Consider the following 17,502-nt stretch of genomic DNA (forward strand, 5'->3'; position numbering starts at 1 on the left):
CCGCTTAATTACTGATCAATGGCCCACGCTCAGGGAAGAACAAACGTTGCAGTTCAGCCCCTGGGTGTTGCTTGCGCATGAACGCTTCACCCACCAGAAATGAGTAGACCCCGCTGACTTCCATCAGCTCGACATCCGCGCGATTAAAAATGCCGCTTTCGGTGATGACCAAGCGATCACTCGGAATCTGCGGCAGCAGGTCCAGCGTCGTTTCCAGGTTGACGTCAAAGGTGTGCAGGTTACGGTTGTTGATGCCCACCAACGGCGTATCCAGTGTTTTGAGGGCGCGTTCCAACTCAGCGGCATCATGCACTTCGACCAGCACATCGAGGCCCACGCTTTTGGCGACGGCAGCCAGCTCGGCCATCTTCGAATCGTCCAGCGCGGAAACGATCAGCAACACGCAGTCGGCGCCTAATGCGCGGGCTTCGACGATCTGATACGGATCGATCATGAAGTCTTTACGAATCACCGGCAGACTGCAGGCGGCACGCGCCTGTTGCAGGTAAGCATCGGCACCTTGAAAGAAATCAATGTCGGTCAGAACAGACAGACAGGTTGCCCCACCTGCTTGATAACTTTTGGCGATGTCAGCAGGGACAAAGTTTTCCCGGATCACGCCTTTGCTCGGCGATGCTTTTTTGATTTCGGCGATGACCGCAGGGTGCTTGCTCTTGGCCTGCTTGATCAATGCCTTGGCAAAACCGCGTGGCGCGTCGGCCAGCGCCGCTTGGCGCTCGAGCTCGGCAAGACTCACCATGGCACTGCGGGCAGCGACCTCCTCAACCTTGCGGGCGAGAATTTTTTCCAGAACCGTCGGCACACTCATCCTTCATTCTCCTGCTTGAATACCGCGGTAAAGGCACCCAACTCTTCCAGTTTTTCCCGGGCAAGGCCGGTGTGCAGCGCATCGTGGGCCAGTGCAACGCCCTCTTTCAGCGTAGACGCATGATCAGCAGCATAGAGTGCTGCGCCCGCATTGAGCACGATCATTTCGGCCGCTTTCTGCCCGTTTTCGGTCTTGCGTCGCCCCAAGGCATCGCGGATCAACTCCAGCGATGCAGCAGGGCTTTCCACGGCCAGGCCGATCAGGCTCTGGCTTTTTATCCCCACATCTTCCGGCTGTACCCAGTATTCAGTCACTTCGCCATTTTTCAGCTCGGCCACGAAGGTCGGTGCCGCGAGGCTGAACTCGTCCAGACCATCCTGGGAGTGCACCACCAATACGTGCTTGCTTCCGAGACGAAGCAAGACTTCGGCCAACGGCCGGCACAGCGCCTGACTGAACACCCCTACCACCTGATGGCGGACGCCGGCCGGATTCGTAAGCGGGCCAAGCATATTAAACAGGGTGCGCAATCCAAGGTCGCGACGCGGACCAGCGGCGTATTTCATTGCGCCGTGGTGGGACTGGGCAAACATGAAGCCGATGCCCACGCTTTCGATACAGCGGGCCACCTGCACAGGCGTCAGGTTCAAATAGATACCCGCCGCCTCAAGCAGATCGGCGCTGCCACTTTTGCCGGACACAGCCCGATTACCGTGCTTGGCAACCGTGCAACCAGCCGCCGCGACCACAAAGGACGATGCTGTGGAGACGTTAAAAATATTTGCGCCATCGCCGCCCGTGCCAACCACGTCGACCACGCCGTCGAGGGACTTGAGTTCGACTTTGCTGGCCAACTCACGCATGACCGAAACAGCACCGACGATTTCATCAATGCTTTCGCTTTTCATGCGCATGGCCATCATGAAGGCGCCTATCTGCGCTTCTGTGCACTGACCTGTCATGATTTCGCGCATGACGTCGCGCATTTCCTCGGTGCTCAAATCAAGCTGGTTGACGATGCGAGCCAGCGCGCCTTTGATATCCATAGCCATAACCTTGAAAGCCCCTTAACCCTGACGGCTGCCGCCAGTTTGCTTGAGGAAGTTGGCGAACAGCTCATGTCCCTGCTCGGTAAGAATCGACTCAGGGTGAAATTGCACCCCCTCGATATTTAGCGTTTTGTGCCGCAGGCCCATGATTTCATCGACCGAACCGTCTTCAAGCTCAGTCCAGGCGGTCAACTCCAGGCAATCGGGCAGGGTTTCGAGCTTGACGACCAGAGAATGATAACGGGTGACCGTCAACGGATGATTCAAGCCTTCGAATACGCCAAGGTCTTCATGAATCACCGGACTGGTCTTGCCATGCATCACTTGCCGCGCCCGCACTACATCGCCCCCAAATGCCTGACCAATAGACTGATGGCCCAGGCACACGCCCAGAATCGGCAACTTACCGGCAAAGTGCTTGATCACCTCCAGCGATACGCCTGCTTCAGTCGGGGTGCATGGGCCAGGGGAAATCACGATGCGCTCGGGGTTCAGGGCTTCGATCTCGGCAATGCTCAGCTCGTCGTTGCGGATCACTTTGACCTCGGCACCCAACTCACCCAAATATTGCACGACGTTATAAGTAAAGGAGTCGTAGTTATCAATCATCAGCAACATGTATTTAACCTCTTGAAATTACTGACTTTTAAAGCCGCCCTTGGATATTGCTCGCTTGTCGGACGCACACTGTCTGGTCACTGGGATTCATCCAGCTCAGGCACTCTGACAAGTCAATCGAAGGGCATATCGGTACAGGTCCGGCTGGCCGGAAGGGAGAACAGTCAGGCGCGCCAACGCCAACGGCCGAGAGCCTTGATAACGCGCACAAAAAGTTTGCTGAGGATTAACACTGGGGGAGGTCTCATGTATACGTTTGGGCACAGTAGCCTACCCACGCACACGGTGCAATATCGAGCCCTCCCCACGCTGCCATCTCATGCGCTGAACGTGTTACTGGCTGCCTTCGACATCTTCCAGACTGAACGTTTCAGTGTTGTCATTGTAGGAGAAAATTTCTGCGTATCGCCCCCAACTGATCACACTCTCCAGTGTTTCCTCCACAAAGGACCCACTGAGCGAATCTTCCAGTTCCTGCTCGAAGCGTACACGTGGCGCCCAGTGCCCGTGCCGTTCCTGCAATACCTGGCGGATACGTGCGGCCAATGGCACATGTTTGACCAGATGCTCGGCAAAAATGGTTTTTCGCTCCTGGGTGCCGTACTCGGCGAATAACTTGCCAGCCTCTGTGAGCGTGATTTCAGCGCCCTTGAGCTCAGCAAACCCCAGATGCTCCAGCATCTCTGCCACCGGGAACAAATCGTCGACTTCCAGCAATAGCCGTTCTGAAACATTCGGCAAACCGGCATGCCCATGATAGGGCTCGGCCGCCAACGCTTCGATCAGGCCCGCCATCAGGTTGGTGGAGACATCCGGCAGCGGACTGCCCATTTGCAGTTCGGCCTTGCCGGTGCTGGCATCAGCACTGCGCCGGTTGGTCATCAACGCATAAATATCATCAACCATCTTGCGAAAGGTTGGATCCAGCCGATTGCGCGGGTGAACGAACGGCACTTTGATTTCCGCCACGACCCGCCCAGGATTTGACGACAAGACCAGAACACGGTCGCACATCAATACCGCTTCTTCGATGTTGTGAGTCACGATCAAGATGGATTTTATCGGCAGTTGTTTCCCGCTCCACAGATCCAGCAAATCGCTTCGCAGTGTTTCTGCCGTCAATACATCCAGGGCAGAGAAAGGCTCGTCCATCAATAACAAGGTTGGGTTGACCACCAGGCCTCGGGCAAAGCCCACGCGTTGACGCATCCCGCCAGACAATTCGCGCGGATAGGCGTTCTCGAACCCATCAAGACCGATCAGGTCGATTGCATCCAGCGCACGCTTACGTGCTGCCTTGGGCTCTACCTGCAGGGCTTGAAGACCTGCCTCTACGTTTTCAAGTACGGTCAGCCATGGAAACAGCGCAAAGGTTTGAAAAACCATGGCCACACCTTCGGCGGGGCCCGTCAACAAGGAGCCGTTGTATCGAACCTCGCCAGACGAGGGTTGTATCAGGCCGGCGATGATGCGCAGCAGCGTCGACTTGCCCGACCCGGAGCGGCCCAGCATGCCCACAATTTCGCCTTCGCGTAGCGTCAGATCGACACCACTGAGAACCTGTAACTCATCCTTGCCCTTGCCAAAAGCCCGGCTCACATCATTGAGCGAGTAAATTTCGGGGGCGGCGCTAGCCTGCTCGGTATAGGTATTCATAACATCGACTCCTGTTAATTCAGGCGGAGTTTGTTTTCGGCAATGGCGTACATCGGCCGCCATACCAAGCGATTGAAAGCCACGACAAAGAGCGACATCACCACCACGCCGAGCGTGATTTTCGGAAAGTCACCGGCCGCAGTGGTCTGGGCAATGTAGGCGCCCAATCCATGCGCCACTACCTTGTCTTGTCCCCATGAAACGAATTCGGAAACGATACTGGCATTCCACGCCCCGCCCGAAGCAGTGATCGCCCCGGTTACGTAATACGGGAAAATGCCTGGCAGCATTACCTTGCGCCACCATAACCAGCCGCGGATGCGAAAATTGGCTGCAGCTTCCTTGAAGTCATTCGGGAAGGCACTGGCACCGGCAATTACGTTGAACAGGATGTACCACTGTGTACCCAGCACAATCAGCGGACTCAACCAGATATCGGGGTTTAACTGATAGCGCAAAATGACGATGACAAACACTGGAAACAATAAGTTTGCAGGGAAGGCAGCCAGGAACTGGGCTAACGGCTGGATTTTTTCCGCGAGGCGCGGACGTAAACCAATCATCACGCCAAGTGGCACCCAGATGACTGATGCGACGGCAATGAGCAGAATGACCCGCAACAGGGTAATCAGACCCAACCCGAGCACATGCCCGACCTCTGCAAGTGTCACCTCGCTGCTAACGTAACCCGCGATCCGGTACAGGATGTACAGCGTGAGCACCGCAATCACTCCCCCCCACACCCAGTCGATAGCCCGTGAGATGGCGGGATCAGGGGGTGTCGCCACGGTTTTCGATCGAGGCAAGCTCAGGCGCATATGGCCAATGCGGGTCATGGCCCGGGCAAAAGGCCGCAACAGGCGTTGAATAACCCGGGTCCGCTGAATCAGGTTCAGCACCCAGGATTCAGGCGCGCCAGCTTGGGAGGCGGTGTCTTCCATACGGAATTTGTCGGCCCATGCCACCAACGGCCGAAACAGGAACTGGTCATAGAGAAGGATGACCGCAATCATCGCCAGGATGACGTAGCCCACCGCATGCAGGTCGCGTTGTTCGATGGCAACCGCCAGATAGGAGCCTACACCTGGCAGCGTGATGGTCTTGTCGCCCACGGTGATGGCTTCCGAGGCAACCACAAAAAACCAGCCCCCGGACATGCTCATCATCATGTTCCAGACTAGCCCTGGTATGGCAAACGGAACGTCCAGCTTCCAGAATTTTTGCCAACCGGAAAGCTGTAGATTGCTGGACACCTCCACCAAGTCACTAGGCAGCATGCGCAGTGACTGATAGAAGCTGAACGTCATGTTCCAGGCCTGGCTGGTGAAGATGGCAAAAATGGCAGCGCATTCAGCGCCCAGTACGCGGCCTGGAAACAGCAACAGGAAAAACGTTACCGTAAACGAGATGTAGCCCAGAACGGGCACCGATTGCAGGATATCCAGCACCGGCACCAACAGCTTCTCTGCACGCCGACTTTTGGCAGCCAACGTACCGTAAACCAGCGTAAATATCAGGGACGCAACCATCGCTGCAAGCATGCGCAATGTGGTGCGTACCGCATATTCGGGCAGGTTACCCGGATCAAGCGAAATAGCCTCGCTCTGCAAGGTTGAAATCGGTGCCCAGGTCTGTTGTGCGCCAATCGAAAAAAACAGCAAAAAACCGATAACCAACGGCATGGCTACCAGATCCCAACGGTTGGGAAGCAGCCGCTTTGCGGTTACCGGGATGTAATGACGGAATACCTTATTCATGTTCACTGATTCCAGCAGCTATCTGAGCATGGTCCCTGACCACAAGGTCAGTGTCTTCCAGAGCGCAGCATCCGAAACTGCGCAACAGGCAGTCACAGCACACTCTAATGAGGGGAAACGAAACAACTGAGAGAGGCCACGCAAGCGAACGCTACACGGTAGATGCAGGGAAGGTGGCCAAGTCATTCAGTGATTCAGACCGCTGAATAATCCCGCGCACCCATTACATTCCGTTTGGCGTCCCACTGCGTGACCCACCGAGAATGGGCAGGATCCATGGCTGGAGTCTCCTTGCGCGGGTTTAAGATTGGCATTCGGGAGGAATAGCGAAATGGCACCCTAGGGGTGACGCCATCAAGACAAGACTTTTCCGCGGAGGATTATACGCATCAAAATGTTACAATTGCGCACAGCCAACGTAACTTTTGGTGCGTTAACAGCCCTGCTCTACGCAGAGTTTTTTGTTAAGGCATAACCCTACAGTGATTATCTGGTTTCCCGCCGCCGCGCCATCCATACAAAGCTGACGAGGCATGGCAGTCTACCTGGGCGAACAGTGCGTTATCACGCGTGCAAAGCACCATTGGCCAGCTTACGAAGCGAGATTGCTCACGAGCACGAAGACGGTGTGTTTGACACACCGCCCTCACCTCAGGAAAGCGGTTCTTGCTCAGCCAGCGCCACCGCACGGAACATGGCGCGGCGCTTGTTCAGGGTCTCTTCCCATTCCAGCGCGGGCACAGAGTCAGCGACGATACCGCCACCGGCCTGCACGTGCAGCTCACCGTTCTTGATCACTGCGGTACGGATCGCAATCGCGGTGTCCATGTTGCCGTTCCAGGCCAGGTACCCCACTGCGCCACCATAGACACCACGCTTGACCGGTTCCAGCTCGTCAATAATTTCCATGGCGCGGATTTTCGGCGCGCCAGACAAAGTGCCCGCCGGCAGAATCGCACGCAGGGCATCCATCGCCGTCAGGCCGCTTTTCAACTGGCCAGTGACGTTGGAAACAATGTGCATCACGTTGGAGTAACGCTCGATGACCATTTTTTCCGTGAGTTTGACCGAGCCGATTTCAGACACGCGACCGGTGTCGTTGCGCCCCAGATCGATCAACATCAAGTGCTCGGCGACCTCTTTGTGATCGGAAAGCAGGTCTTTTTCCAGCGCCAGATCTTCTTCTTCGTTTGCGCCGCGCGGACGGGTACCGGCAATCGGGCGCACGGTGATCAGGTTGTCTTCGACCCGCACCAATACTTCCGGCGAACTGCCCACGACATGGAAGTCGCCAAAGTTGAAGAAATACATATAAGGCGTCGGGTTGAAACAACGCAGCGCACGGTACAAGTCGATGGGGGCGGCCTTGAAGTCGATCGACATGCGTTGCGACGGAACGACCTGCATCACGTCACCGGCAAGGATGTACTCCTTGATGGTGTCCACTGCGCGCTCGTAATCGTCTTGAGTGAAACTGGAGCGGAATATCGGATCAGGCGCCTGCGGCCGGGTCAGATCAAGACCGCGACGTGGGGTAATCGGCTGACGAAGTTTTCCCATCAGCTCGTCCAGACGCGCCAGGCCACTTTCGTAGGCGCCGGCTTCAGCCGGGTCGACCAGCACGATCGCGTGCATCTTGCCGGCGAGGTTGTCGAACACCACCACCGCATCCGACACCATCAGCAGGATATCCGGCACGCCCAGCGGGTCCGGGTTCGGACATTTACCCAGGCGCTTCTCGACATAACGCACGCAGTCGTAACCGAAGTAACCCACCAGCCCGCCGTTGAAACGCGGTAACCCGGCAATGGTCGGCACGTTGTAGCGCGCCTTGAATTCTTCGACGAACGCCAACGGGTCTTCCGACTCCAGGCGCTCGATCTCGACGCCGTCCCGGGTCACGCTGATCTGCTGTTCGTGAACACGCATCACGGTGCGGCATGGCAGGCCAATGATCGAGTAGCGGCCCCATTTCTCGCCGCCCTGCACCGACTCCAGCAAATAAGAGTTCGGCTGGTCGGCCAGTTTCAGGTAGATCGACAGCGGTGTGTCGAAGTCGGCAAGGGTTTCGTAGGCAAGCGGGATACGGTTGTAACCGGCAGCAGCCAAACGCAGAAATTCTTCGCGGGTCATGATCAGCCTCGTGGCTTGAGGGTAAAACGGTCAGGTATGCAAACGCGCCGGTGGACCGGCCAGAGTCAAAGTCAGGCGCGCCAACGCCAGCGGGCCAGGGCCTTGATGACTTTCATCCAGAGCTTGCGGGTGACCACCACGATGGAATCTCTTTGAGGGGGGGATTTGACGTCGGCCAACGTTAGCGCAGCGGCAGAATCTAAGCAACCGGGGAGCAGCATACGCAGGTCATCAATAACCAGCGACGGCGATTCCTCGGCAATCGGCCGGCCATGGTTGTAGCCATAGCTGAGCGCCACACTGGCAACGCCTGCCGCTTTTGCTGCCAGCACATCGTTGCGCGAGTCACCGACAAATAGCGACTGGGATGCCGGAACACCGGCCATTTTCATCACAAAAAACAGCGCAGCCGGATCAGGCTTCTGTTGCGGCAACGTATCGCCGCCGATGATCCAGCGGAAAAACCGTCCCAGCTTCAGCTCATCCAGCAGCGGCGCGACGAAGCGCTCCGGTTTGTTGGTGATAAGGGCCATTTCAACGCCCTGTTTCTGCATCCACTTCAAGGTTTCGCGCACCCCGGGGTACACCTGCGTCAGCGCGTGACTGCCCGCGTATACCTCCATGAAAATCGCCAGGGCCTCTTCGGTCAACGCCTCATCAACGGCGCTGTGATCGATGTCGCTGGCCAAGGCGCGACGCACCAATACGCGCACCCCGTTGCCGACCCAGAGCCGTACAGCCTCGACACCCGCGGGCGGGCGCCCGAGTTTGAGCAGCATTTTATCCACGGCCGCTCCAAGGTCCGGCACCGAATCGATCAATGTGCCATCCAGATCGAACATCACCAGCTTGGGCAAGCGGCCCGGAAACAGCTGCTCAAACCCGCTCATGGGCGAGCCAACGCCAGTTCGGCACGCATTTTCTGGATGACCTCTTGGTAGTCCGGCGCGTTGAAGATAGCGGAGCCCGCGACAAAGGTGTCGGCACCGGCGGCAGCGATCTCACGAATGTTGTTCACATTGACCCCGCCGTCGATCTCCAGACGAATGTCATAGCCGGAGGCTTCTATCAGCGCCCGCGCTTCACGCAGTTTGTTCAGGGTGCCGGGAATGAACTTCTGCCCGCCAAAACCGGGGTTCACGCTCATCAGCAAGATCATGTCGACCTTGTCCATCACATACTCAAGCACGTTCAGCGGCGTGGCCGGGTTGAACACCAGACCGGCCTTGCAGCCGCCTTCACGGATCAACTGCAGTGAGCGGTCGACGTGCTGCGTGGCTTCAGGGTGGAAGGTGATGTACGTGGCGCCAGCGTCGATGAAGTCGCCGATCATGCGGTCAACCGGGCTGACCATCAAATGAACATCGATGGGCGCAGTGATCCCGTACTTGCGCAATGCCGTGCAGACCATCGGGCCGATGGTCAGGTTAGGTACGTAGTGATTGTCCATGACATCGAAGTGAACAATGTCCGCGCCAGCGGCAAGAACATTGTCGACTTCCTGGCCCAGGCGGGCGAAGTCGGCGGAAAGAATTGAAGGAGCAATAACGAAGGGCTGCATGACGCACCTTTGAGCAGAATCTCGGTGGCGCGCATTGTACCTTAATCGGGCCGGGTGCAACTCTCCACAGATCCGAGCCAGACCCCGATCCCGCAGAACCGGGGTCAGCCTCGGATATTTCCTGCCAGATCGATCAAGCCACTTGAGTTCGCAACTTCTCGCTACGTCCGCGCAACCATTCCAGTACCAGCAACAGCACCACCGAGAACGCGATCAGCATAGTGGCCGCAGCGGCGATGGTCGGGCTGAGGTTTTCGCGAATACCGCTGAACATCTGCCGGGGCAGCGTGGCCTGTTGCGGGCCAGCGAGGAACAAGGTCACGACCACTTCATCGAACGAGGTGGCGAACGCAAACAACGCACCCGATACCACACCTGGCGCGATCAGCGGCAAGGTCACCCGGCGGAACGCAGTCAGTGGGGATGCCCCGAGGCTGGCGGCAGCACGAACCAGATTGTGGTTGAAGCCCTGCAAGGTCGCCGACACCGTGATGATCACGAAGGGCACACCCAACACCGCATGCACCAGAATCAGCGATATGTAACTGTTGCCCAACCCCAGCGGGGCGAAGAACAGGTAGCTGGCGACACCGACAATGACCACCGGAACGACCATTGGCGAAATCACCAGGGCCATGACCAACGCCTTGCCCGGGAAGTTGCCACGCGTCAGGCCAATCGCTGCCAGCGTACCGAAGCCCATTGCCAATACCGTGGCCGCAGGCGCAACGATCATGCTGTTCTTCAGCGAGCGCATCCATTCAGCTGAGGAGAAGAAGTCCTGGTACCAGTGCATGGAAAACCCTTGCAGCGGGTAGACCAGAAAGCTCCCTGAGTTGAACGACAGCGGAATGATCACCAGCACCGGCAGGACCAGAAACAAAAGCACCAGCCCGCAGAGAATACGCAGGGCGTAGTACCAGACCCGCTCGATAGGAGACGTGTAAGGGCTCAGCATGTTGATTCTCCTCAGCTCAGGCGCATGCGGCTGGCGCCGACTAGCCAGTTATAAATCAGGTAAAGCACGATGGTTGCCATCAACAGCAAACCGCCCAAAGCCGTGGCCATGCCCCAGTTGATACTGGTGTTGGTGTAGAAGGCGACGAAGTAGCTGACCATCTGATCGTTCGGGCTGCCGAGCAACGCCGGCGTGATGTAGTAGCCAATCGACAAAATGAACACCAACAGACAACCTGCACCGACACCCGCATAGGTCTGGGGGAAATACACGCGCCAGAAGCTGGCGAATGGATGGCAGCCCAGGGAAATCGCCGCCCGCATGTACGTCGGGGAAATCCCCTTCATCACGCTGTAAATCGGCAGGATCATGAACGGCAGCATGATGTGCACCATCGAGATGTAAACGCCGACCCGGTTGAACACCAGCTCCAGCGGTTTATCAATGATGCCCATCGCCATCAAGGCACTGTTGATCAAGCCACTCGATTGGAGCAATACAATCCACGCGGCAACCCGCACCAGAATCGAGGTCCAGAATGGCAGCAGCACCATAATCATCAGCAGGTTGCTTTGCCGGGAAGGCAGATTCGCCAGCAGGTACGCCAACGGGTAAGCCAGTACCAGGCAGATCGCGGTGATGACCAGACCCATCCAGAACGTGCGGGCGAAAATATCCACGTAAATTGCTTGATCAGGGGTCGCGGGCGCCACTTCACCGAGGTCATCGATGCGGTGGTCGACTGCGGCCAGCAAGTAATAAGGAGTAACGCTACTGGTGTTACGGCGGATCGCTTGCCAATAGGCAGGATCGCCCCAGCGCTCATCGACAGCTTCGAGCGCTTCTTTATAAGAAGTCGGTTCAGTCTTGAACGGCAATGCGCGGGCGGTTTTCGTCAGCAGGCTGCGATAACCGGCCAGTTCCATATTCAGGCGCTTGGACAAATCGCCAAGGGTCTGATTCTTGCGGGTTTCAGCCAGGTCCACGCTCAGTGCCTGGTAAGCAGCCTCGGACGGAAGACTCTTGCCGTCCCATTGGGCCACCGCTGCAACCGTACGCGGTAAGGCGCCGACCACTTCAGGGTTACCGACGCTCTTGTAGAGCAGCGCAATAATCGGCACCAGAAATACCAGCAGCAAAAACAGCACCAGAGGAGCGATCAATGCCTGAGCCTTCCAGCGATTGACCCGTTCAGCACGAGCCAGACGCTGTTTCAGGGTGGGGCTGGCGCCTTCTGTAAGGGGCACTGTGATGGCCATAGCGAACTCCGAAAATCTTTGAACGATGGATGCGCCCCTCCTCCCTATCTACAGCAGAAGAGGGAGCGCACCTGGATCTAACTCAACGTAAAACGGTTACTTGGCCGCCCACGCGTTGAAGCGCTGCTCCAGTTGCTCGCCGTTGTCAGCCCAGAAGCTCACGTCGATCTGCACCTGGTCCTTGATGTTTTCCGGGGTGGTCGGCATATCTTTCAGGATGCCTTTGTCCAACAGCGGTACGGCTTGGGTGTTAGCTGGGCCGTAAGCGATGTTTTCCGAGTAGGTCTTCTGCTGTTCTGGCTTGACCGAGAAGGCGATGAATTTCTTCGCTGCTTCGGCGTTTTTCGAGCCTTTTGGGATGGCCCATGCGTCGAAGTCGTAGATGCCGCCGTTCCAGACTACTTTCAGGTTGCTTTCTTTTTGCACAGCGGCAATACGGCCGTTGTAGGCGGAGCTCATCACGACGTCACCGGAGGCCAGGAACTGTGGCGGTTGTGCGCCCGCTTCCCACCACTGAATGCTCGGCTTGAGTTCGTCGAGCTTTTTGAATGCACGGTCTTGACCGCCTTTACCCGCCAGCACTTTGTAAACATCTTTAGGGGCTACGCCGTCAGCCATCAAGGCGAATTCCAAGGTGTACTTGGCGCCTTTACGCAGACCACGCTTGCCCGGGAATTTTTTCACGTCCCAGAAATCAGCCCAGCTGGTTGGGGCGGTTTTCAGTTTGTCGGCGTTGTAGGCCAGCACGGTGGACCATACGAAGAAGCCAACGCCGCAGGTCTGGATAGCGCCTTTGACATAGTCTTCCGACTTGCCAAGCATCGCAGGATCGATCTCTTCGAACATCCCTTCATCGCAACCACGGGACAGCTCGGGCGATTCGACTTCTACCAGGTCCCAAGAGACGCTCTTGGTGTCGACCATGGTTTTGACTTTGGCCATTTCGCCGTTGTACTCACCCGCAACCACCTTACCGTTGCCAGCTTTTTCCCACGGTGCGTAGAACGCTTTTTCCTGAGCTGCCTTGTTGACGCCGCCGAAGGATATAACGGTCAGATCTGCCGCCGCCATGGCGTTTGCCGCGCACATCATGCCGAGCGTAATAGCGGTGAACTTCAAAGATTTAAGCATTTATTGTTCTCTCCACAGTGCAGTGTTGGGTATGCGTGGGGCGATTGATTCGCCTCTGACTGTTAATTAATGCGCTTCCAGCAAGGGATCGAGCGCGCGAACGTGTTCGACCTGCCATCCAATTGGCACAACGTCGCCCACCGTCAACCCCGGATCCAGCTCGGCGATTGGCTGTTTGACGAAGAAGTCTGTTTTTCCTGCAACTTCCAGACGCACACGAACGTGGTCACCCAGATAAATGAATTCAGCGACGCGGCCAGAGAAACGGTTCACACAGCTTTCACTGTGGCCGTTCACACGAACGCGCTCAGGGCGAATCGACAAGGTCACCGGGTCACCGATCTTGCCAACATTGACTGCCAGCGCCTCGACCTTCTCGCCACGGGCCAATGCCACGACACACCGATCACCTGTGCGGCTGACCAGGTTGCCGTTAAGACGGTTGTTTTCGCCGATGAAGTTGGCGACAAACGTGTTTTTCGGTTCTTCGTAGAGCGTGCGCGGAGGCGCAATCTGCTGAATCTCGCCCTGATGGAATACCGCCACCCGGTCAGACATGGTCAGGGCTTCACCCTGGTCATGGGTCACGTACACCACGGTAACGCCGAGGCGTTCGTGCAGGTGCTTGATCTCAATCTGCATGTGCTCACGCAGTTGTTTGTCCAGCGCACCCAAGGGTTCATCCATCAACACCAGCTGTGGTTCGAACACCAGCGCCCGAGCCAACGCCACACGCTGTTGTTGACCGCCAGAAAGCTGCGCCGGGTAACGATGAGCGAAGGTGTCGAGCTGAACCATGCTCAGCACACGCTTGACCCGCTCGCTGACGTCGGTCTTGTTCAAGCCGCGGACTGTCAGCGGAAACGCCAGGTTTTCCGAGACGGTCATGTGCGGGAACAAGGCGTAGTTCTGGAACACCATGCCGATGTCACGCTTGTGCGGCGGCACGTTGTTGATCGCCCGGCCAGCCAACAGGATTTCGCCAGCGGTTGGCGTTTCGAAACCGGCCAGCATCATCAAGCTGGTGGTCTTGCCAGAACCGGAAGGCCCCAGCAGGGTGAGGAACTCGCCTTTGCGAATTTCCAGGTTGAGGTTTTTGACGATCAGTGCTTCGCCGTCGTAGCTCTTTTGCACACCACGGAAGCTGACCAGAACTTCACTCGCCCCAGCACTTGAATCGACGTCGCTCATTACCCACACCTTTGTTTTGTCTGCCGTGGATTAATCCTAGATCAGACCATTGGCCGCGCAAATCGGGGGGCAAGAGAGATTGCTGTAGGGATTGCCCTACAGTGATGGCGCGATTAGGCATGAGGTGTCGTAACCGGGTCGCGTCGACACCTTTCACGACACGTCAGGGCCTGCAAAATATGAGATTTAACCGTGTCGCTTTCAGACATGCGCCTGATTAGAGCAACTTGTGCTCCATTGCATATTTCACCAGATCGGCCAGCGAAGTGACGTGGAGCTTCTGCATCAGTCGCGCTTTGTGTGTGCTGATGGTTTTGCTGCTCAAGGCCAGTTGCTGGGCAATGTCGTTGACGTTCGCCCCCTGTGCCAGGCGCTCGAACACTGAAAACTCGCGCTCGGACAGTAGCGAGTGAAGCGGACGGTTATCGGTCAGGCCGACTTCAAACACCATGCGGTCCGCCAGATCCGGGTCGATGTAACGCCCACCGGCAGCCACCCGCCGAATCGCCGTCAGCAACAACGCCGGATCACTGTCCTTGGTGGCATAGCCGGCAGCGCCGATCTTCAATGCACGGGCGGCCATCTGCGCCTCGTCGTGCATGGACAACACCAGAATCGCCGGCGGGTTGTTCAGGGCACGAATTCGCGGGATCGCTTCCAGGCCATTTACGCCTGGCATGGAAATATCCAGGAGCACCACTTCGCACTCGACATGACGCAAGGTTTCCAGCAGTTGCTCACCGTTGCTGGCCTCGCCCACCACCGCCAGATCCTTCGCCAGCCCGATCAGCTGCTTGATGCCTTCACGGACAATGGTGTGGTCTTCTGCTACCAATACACGAATCACGTTTCACGCTCCTGCCCAGCAGCTTTCAATAATTAATCGGCAAGTGGAATGTACACACGCAAGGTTGTGCCTTCACCGGACTCACTGTCCAGCAGCAATCTGCCACCCAGCATCAACACCCGTTCGCGCATGCCCACCAGACCGAACGAGGTTGGCCTGCCCTGCTCGGGCACAAAACCGCAACCGTCGTCGGCGATGGTCATGCACAACATGCCGTCATCCAGCGTCAGACTCAGCTCGACAGTATGCGCCTGGGCGTGACGCATCACGTTGGTCAATGCTTCCTGAAGAATCCGAAACAAGCCGATGGCCTTGGCATCGCTGAGCATGGGCAGGTTATCGGGGACCTCTACCAGACACGGAATCTGGGTGCGCGCCTCAAAACGCCGGGCCTGCCATTCAATGGCCGACGCAATGCCGGCATCCAGAATCGGCGGGCGCAGCGCCGTGGCGACATCACGCACCAGTTGAAAGAGCTGCGAGATCAGGCGCTTCATGCTGTTCAGCCGCTCGTGCAGGCCCGGATCAAGGTCGGCGTAAGCCAGCTCACACATCGACGTTTCCAGCTTGAGTACGGTCAGCATCTGCCCCAGCTCGTCATGCACCTCGCGGGCGATGCGGGCTTTCTCTTCTTCACGCACACTTTCCAGGTGCGCTGACAGTTCGCGCAGTTGTTCACGGGAACCGGCCAGCTCCAGTTCTATACGCTTGCTTTCACTGATGTCCCAGACGATCCCGTCCCAGACCACGCGATCATCCTCCAGACGCCGGGCGATGGCCTTGATCTCCGCCCAGCGCTCCTCACCATTGCGGGTCAGGATGCGTCCCTGCCATGACCAGTCGCTATTGCCGTCCAGAGAGCGATCCTGAATGACGTGATAGCCCGCGCGATCATCCGGGTGCACCAGATTGCGCAGTCCCATTTCTTTATGACGCAAGGTTGCGGGCGAATAGCCGACCAGGCTTTCACTGCCTTCACTGATATAGGCGAACTCCGGCGCATCGCCTGCGTTCGCCCGCTCCAGACGGAACACCAGACCCGGCACGTTGGCCGCGATCCCTTGCAGGCGCGCTTCACTTTCTTGCAACGCGGCCAATGCCCTACGCCGATCAGTCACGTCGGTTAGGTAAACCACAAGGTATTCAGCATCGCGAAAGCGCAGAAAACTCAAGGACACATCGGTGGGCAACATACTGCCATTCGCGCAGACACAGTTTGTCTCGAAACTTTGTGGGCTGTCCTCCGCGGAACGGGCGCGCCGCCACAGATTCAACCAGCGGTCCATGTGCAGGCTTGGTTCGAAGTCGATCAGTGGCCGATCCACCACCCCGCCCACGCCATACCCCAGCATGGCCTCGGCGGCGCGGTTGGCATAGCGCACATGACTGTCCCAATTGACCCAGAGAATGCCAACCGTGCTTTGATCGATAGAGAACTGCGTCAGCCGCAACGCCGCCTCACTGGCTTGGCGCAAAGCAATGTCTTCACGCGCAGCCAACAGGCTGTGTTCCAGCTCCTGTTGCTGACGGCGCTGCCAGATCACAATCGCAAAACAGGCCAGTCCCATCACCGCAAACAACAGACTGAGGTTTTGCCAGAAACCCGGTGACTCAGTCAGCCGTGGGTATTTGGGCTGCAACCAACGTGCGTGCAACTGCTCAAGGTCTCTGGCGGGGATCGCGTGCAGCGCGGCACTGACGATGTCGGCCAGCTCTGGCAAGTTTTTTCGCGACGCCACGCGTAACAGCTGCGGCAAGCCGATGTCGCCCACCACCGCCAAATCGGCAAAATCCGGTTCGATGGACAAACGGCTGAGCTGCGCCTCGTCAATCACGGCGTATTTGGCCTGCTGACTCAACAATAACTGCAACGCCTGGCGCTCCAGAGGCACCCCTTGCAGATTGAGGTGCGTGTAAGTCCCGCGCAAATAATCGGCGACTGCACTGGGCATGCGCACGGCAACGCGGACACTGCTGTCGAGTTTCTCCAGATCGACTGCTCCCGCCCCTTGGCGCTCGCCGACCACCAGATTCGGCACGCGCATGTAAGGGTCGGAAAACAACCATAGACGCAAACCAGCAGGCGTTTGTGTCAGCCCCGGCGCCAGATCGACAGCCCCCTCGCCCACGGCCTTCTCCAGCGCGGCCTGATCCGGAAAATTGCGCCAGAGCAGTTCGACCTGCAGGGTATTGGCCAGCGAATTCATCAGGTCGACATTGGCCCCCGACAATTGCTGCAGGCGCCGATCAAACTGTGCATAGGGCGCCTGCAGAACCAGACCCACCCTTAACGGGCCGTGCTGATCAAGCCAGGCGCGCTGCTCCACGCTCAACGTCGCGGCAGAGGATGCTGGCGCTGGCTCGGCCGACGCCACGAACGGCACGCCCACCAAAGGCAGAGCAATCAAGGCCCCCCATGCACAAGCGAGAACCCAACATCGCAGTGATCGAATCATGAGCGTTTCATTCCGTGGCTTCCTGAATTGTGTCCCGCATTGCATTACTACCCTGAG

At 57.5% G+C, this 17,502-nt stretch carries 14 protein-coding genes; all 14 read right to left on the reverse strand.

Going from position 1 to position 17,502, the window contains the following annotated elements; all coding sequences use genetic code 11:
• Positions 1 to 4 precede the first annotated feature (4 nt).
• The 14 genes from trpC to RGU44_RS17415 all read right to left on the reverse strand — a co-directional run bounded on the left by trpC (position 5) and on the right by RGU44_RS17415 (position 17,445).
• Positions 5 to 829: an indole-3-glycerol phosphate synthase TrpC gene (trpC, locus tag RGU44_RS17350; RefSeq protein WP_322182433.1), complete on the reverse strand. Its 825-nt coding sequence runs from the start codon at positions 827 to 829 to the stop codon at positions 5 to 7.
• Complete coding sequence (gene trpD, locus RGU44_RS17355) at positions 826 to 1,875, reverse strand: anthranilate phosphoribosyltransferase (RefSeq protein ID WP_322182435.1); 1,050 nt, start codon at positions 1,873 to 1,875, stop codon at positions 826 to 828. The genes trpC and trpD overlap by 4 nt, the downstream gene beginning before the upstream one ends.
• A 21-nt stretch (positions 1,876 to 1,896) precedes the next feature.
• Entirely contained in the window at positions 1,897 to 2,496 is a 600-nt protein-coding gene (locus RGU44_RS17360; protein WP_322182437.1) for an aminodeoxychorismate/anthranilate synthase component II, read from the reverse strand.
• Between the two features lie 333 nt (positions 2,497 to 2,829).
• Positions 2,830 to 4,152: a nitrate/sulfonate/bicarbonate ABC transporter ATP-binding protein gene (locus tag RGU44_RS17365; protein WP_322182439.1), complete on the reverse strand. Its 1,323-nt coding sequence runs from the start codon at positions 4,150 to 4,152 to the stop codon at positions 2,830 to 2,832.
• A gap of 14 nt (positions 4,153 to 4,166) precedes the next feature.
• Positions 4,167 to 5,909: an ABC transporter permease subunit gene (locus RGU44_RS17370; protein WP_322182442.1), complete on the reverse strand. Its 1,743-nt coding sequence runs from the start codon at positions 5,907 to 5,909 to the stop codon at positions 4,167 to 4,169.
• 651 nt (positions 5,910 to 6,560) lie between these two features.
• Positions 6,561 to 8,042, reverse strand: a complete 1,482-nt coding sequence (gene trpE / locus RGU44_RS17375; RefSeq protein WP_322182444.1) for an anthranilate synthase component I — start codon at positions 8,040 to 8,042, stop codon at positions 6,561 to 6,563.
• Between the two features lie 71 nt (positions 8,043 to 8,113).
• Positions 8,114 to 8,932, reverse strand: a complete 819-nt coding sequence (locus RGU44_RS17380; protein WP_322182446.1) for a phosphoglycolate phosphatase — start codon at positions 8,930 to 8,932, stop codon at positions 8,114 to 8,116.
• Positions 8,929 to 9,603 (reverse strand): ribulose-phosphate 3-epimerase, encoded by a 675-nt coding sequence (gene rpe / locus RGU44_RS17385; RefSeq protein WP_322182448.1) that lies wholly within the window; start codon positions 9,601 to 9,603, stop codon positions 8,929 to 8,931. Before rpe ends, RGU44_RS17380 begins: the two co-directional genes overlap by 4 nt.
• A 133-nt stretch (positions 9,604 to 9,736) precedes the next feature.
• Positions 9,737 to 10,561, reverse strand: a complete 825-nt coding sequence (locus RGU44_RS17390; RefSeq protein WP_322182450.1) for an ABC transporter permease — start codon at positions 10,559 to 10,561, stop codon at positions 9,737 to 9,739.
• Between the two features lie 11 nt (positions 10,562 to 10,572).
• Complete coding sequence (locus RGU44_RS17395) at positions 10,573 to 11,820, reverse strand: ABC transporter permease (RefSeq protein ID WP_322182452.1); 1,248 nt, start codon at positions 11,818 to 11,820, stop codon at positions 10,573 to 10,575.
• A 96-nt stretch (positions 11,821 to 11,916) separates the two neighbouring features.
• Complete coding sequence (locus RGU44_RS17400; protein WP_322182454.1) at positions 11,917 to 12,951, reverse strand: ABC transporter substrate-binding protein; 1,035 nt, start codon at positions 12,949 to 12,951, stop codon at positions 11,917 to 11,919.
• 66 nt (positions 12,952 to 13,017) lie between these two features.
• Complete coding sequence (locus RGU44_RS17405; protein WP_322218263.1) at positions 13,018 to 14,142, reverse strand: ABC transporter ATP-binding protein; 1,125 nt, start codon at positions 14,140 to 14,142, stop codon at positions 13,018 to 13,020.
• 217 nt (positions 14,143 to 14,359) lie between these two features.
• The gene (locus RGU44_RS17410; RefSeq protein ID WP_219064357.1) at positions 14,360 to 14,989 is read right to left on the reverse strand and encodes a response regulator transcription factor; all 630 of its coding nucleotides are present in this window, start codon (positions 14,987 to 14,989) and stop codon (positions 14,360 to 14,362) included.
• 32 nt (positions 14,990 to 15,021) lie between these two features.
• The gene (locus RGU44_RS17415; protein ID WP_330200947.1) at positions 15,022 to 17,445 is read right to left on the reverse strand and encodes a PAS domain S-box protein; all 2,424 of its coding nucleotides are present in this window, start codon (positions 17,443 to 17,445) and stop codon (positions 15,022 to 15,024) included.
• Positions 17,446 to 17,502 lie beyond the last annotated feature (57 nt).

Source organism: Pseudomonas sp. 5C2, assembly GCF_034314155.1.
GTDB lineage: Bacteria > Pseudomonadota > Gammaproteobacteria > Pseudomonadales > Pseudomonadaceae > Aquipseudomonas.

What these genes read in the sequence shown, in the direction of transcription:
- trpC (WP_322182433.1), bottom strand. Translation starts at nt 829, where the DNA reads ATGAGTGTGCCGACGGTTCTGGAAAAAATTCTCGCCCGCAAGGTTGAG.
- trpD (WP_322182435.1), bottom strand. Translation starts at nt 1,875, where the DNA reads ATGGATATCAAAGGCGCGCTGGCTCGCATCGTCAACCAGCTTGATTTG.
- RGU44_RS17360 (WP_322182437.1), bottom strand. Translation starts at nt 2,496, where the DNA reads ATGTTGCTGATGATTGATAACTACGACTCCTTTACTTATAACGTCGTG.
- RGU44_RS17365 (WP_322182439.1), bottom strand. Translation starts at nt 4,152, where the DNA reads ATGAATACCTATACCGAGCAGGCTAGCGCCGCCCCCGAAATTTACTCG.
- RGU44_RS17370 (WP_322182442.1), bottom strand. Translation starts at nt 5,909, where the DNA reads ATGAATAAGGTATTCCGTCATTACATCCCGGTAACCGCAAAGCGGCTG.
- trpE (WP_322182444.1), bottom strand. Translation starts at nt 8,042, where the DNA reads ATGACCCGCGAAGAATTTCTGCGTTTGGCTGCTGCCGGTTACAACCGT.
- RGU44_RS17380 (WP_322182446.1), bottom strand. Translation starts at nt 8,932, where the DNA reads ATGAGCGGGTTTGAGCAGCTGTTTCCGGGCCGCTTGCCCAAGCTGGTG.
- rpe (WP_322182448.1), bottom strand. Translation starts at nt 9,603, where the DNA reads ATGCAGCCCTTCGTTATTGCTCCTTCAATTCTTTCCGCCGACTTCGCC.
- RGU44_RS17390 (WP_322182450.1), bottom strand. Translation starts at nt 10,561, where the DNA reads ATGCTGAGCCCTTACACGTCTCCTATCGAGCGGGTCTGGTACTACGCC.
- RGU44_RS17395 (WP_322182452.1), bottom strand. Translation starts at nt 11,820, where the DNA reads ATGGCCATCACAGTGCCCCTTACAGAAGGCGCCAGCCCCACCCTGAAA.
- RGU44_RS17400 (WP_322182454.1), bottom strand. Translation starts at nt 12,951, where the DNA reads ATGCTTAAATCTTTGAAGTTCACCGCTATTACGCTCGGCATGATGTGC.
- RGU44_RS17405 (WP_322218263.1), bottom strand. Translation starts at nt 14,142, where the DNA reads ATGAGCGACGTCGATTCAAGTGCTGGGGCGAGTGAAGTTCTGGTCAGC.
- RGU44_RS17415 (WP_330200947.1), bottom strand. Translation starts at nt 17,445, where the DNA reads ATGATTCGATCACTGCGATGTTGGGTTCTCGCTTGTGCATGGGGGGCC.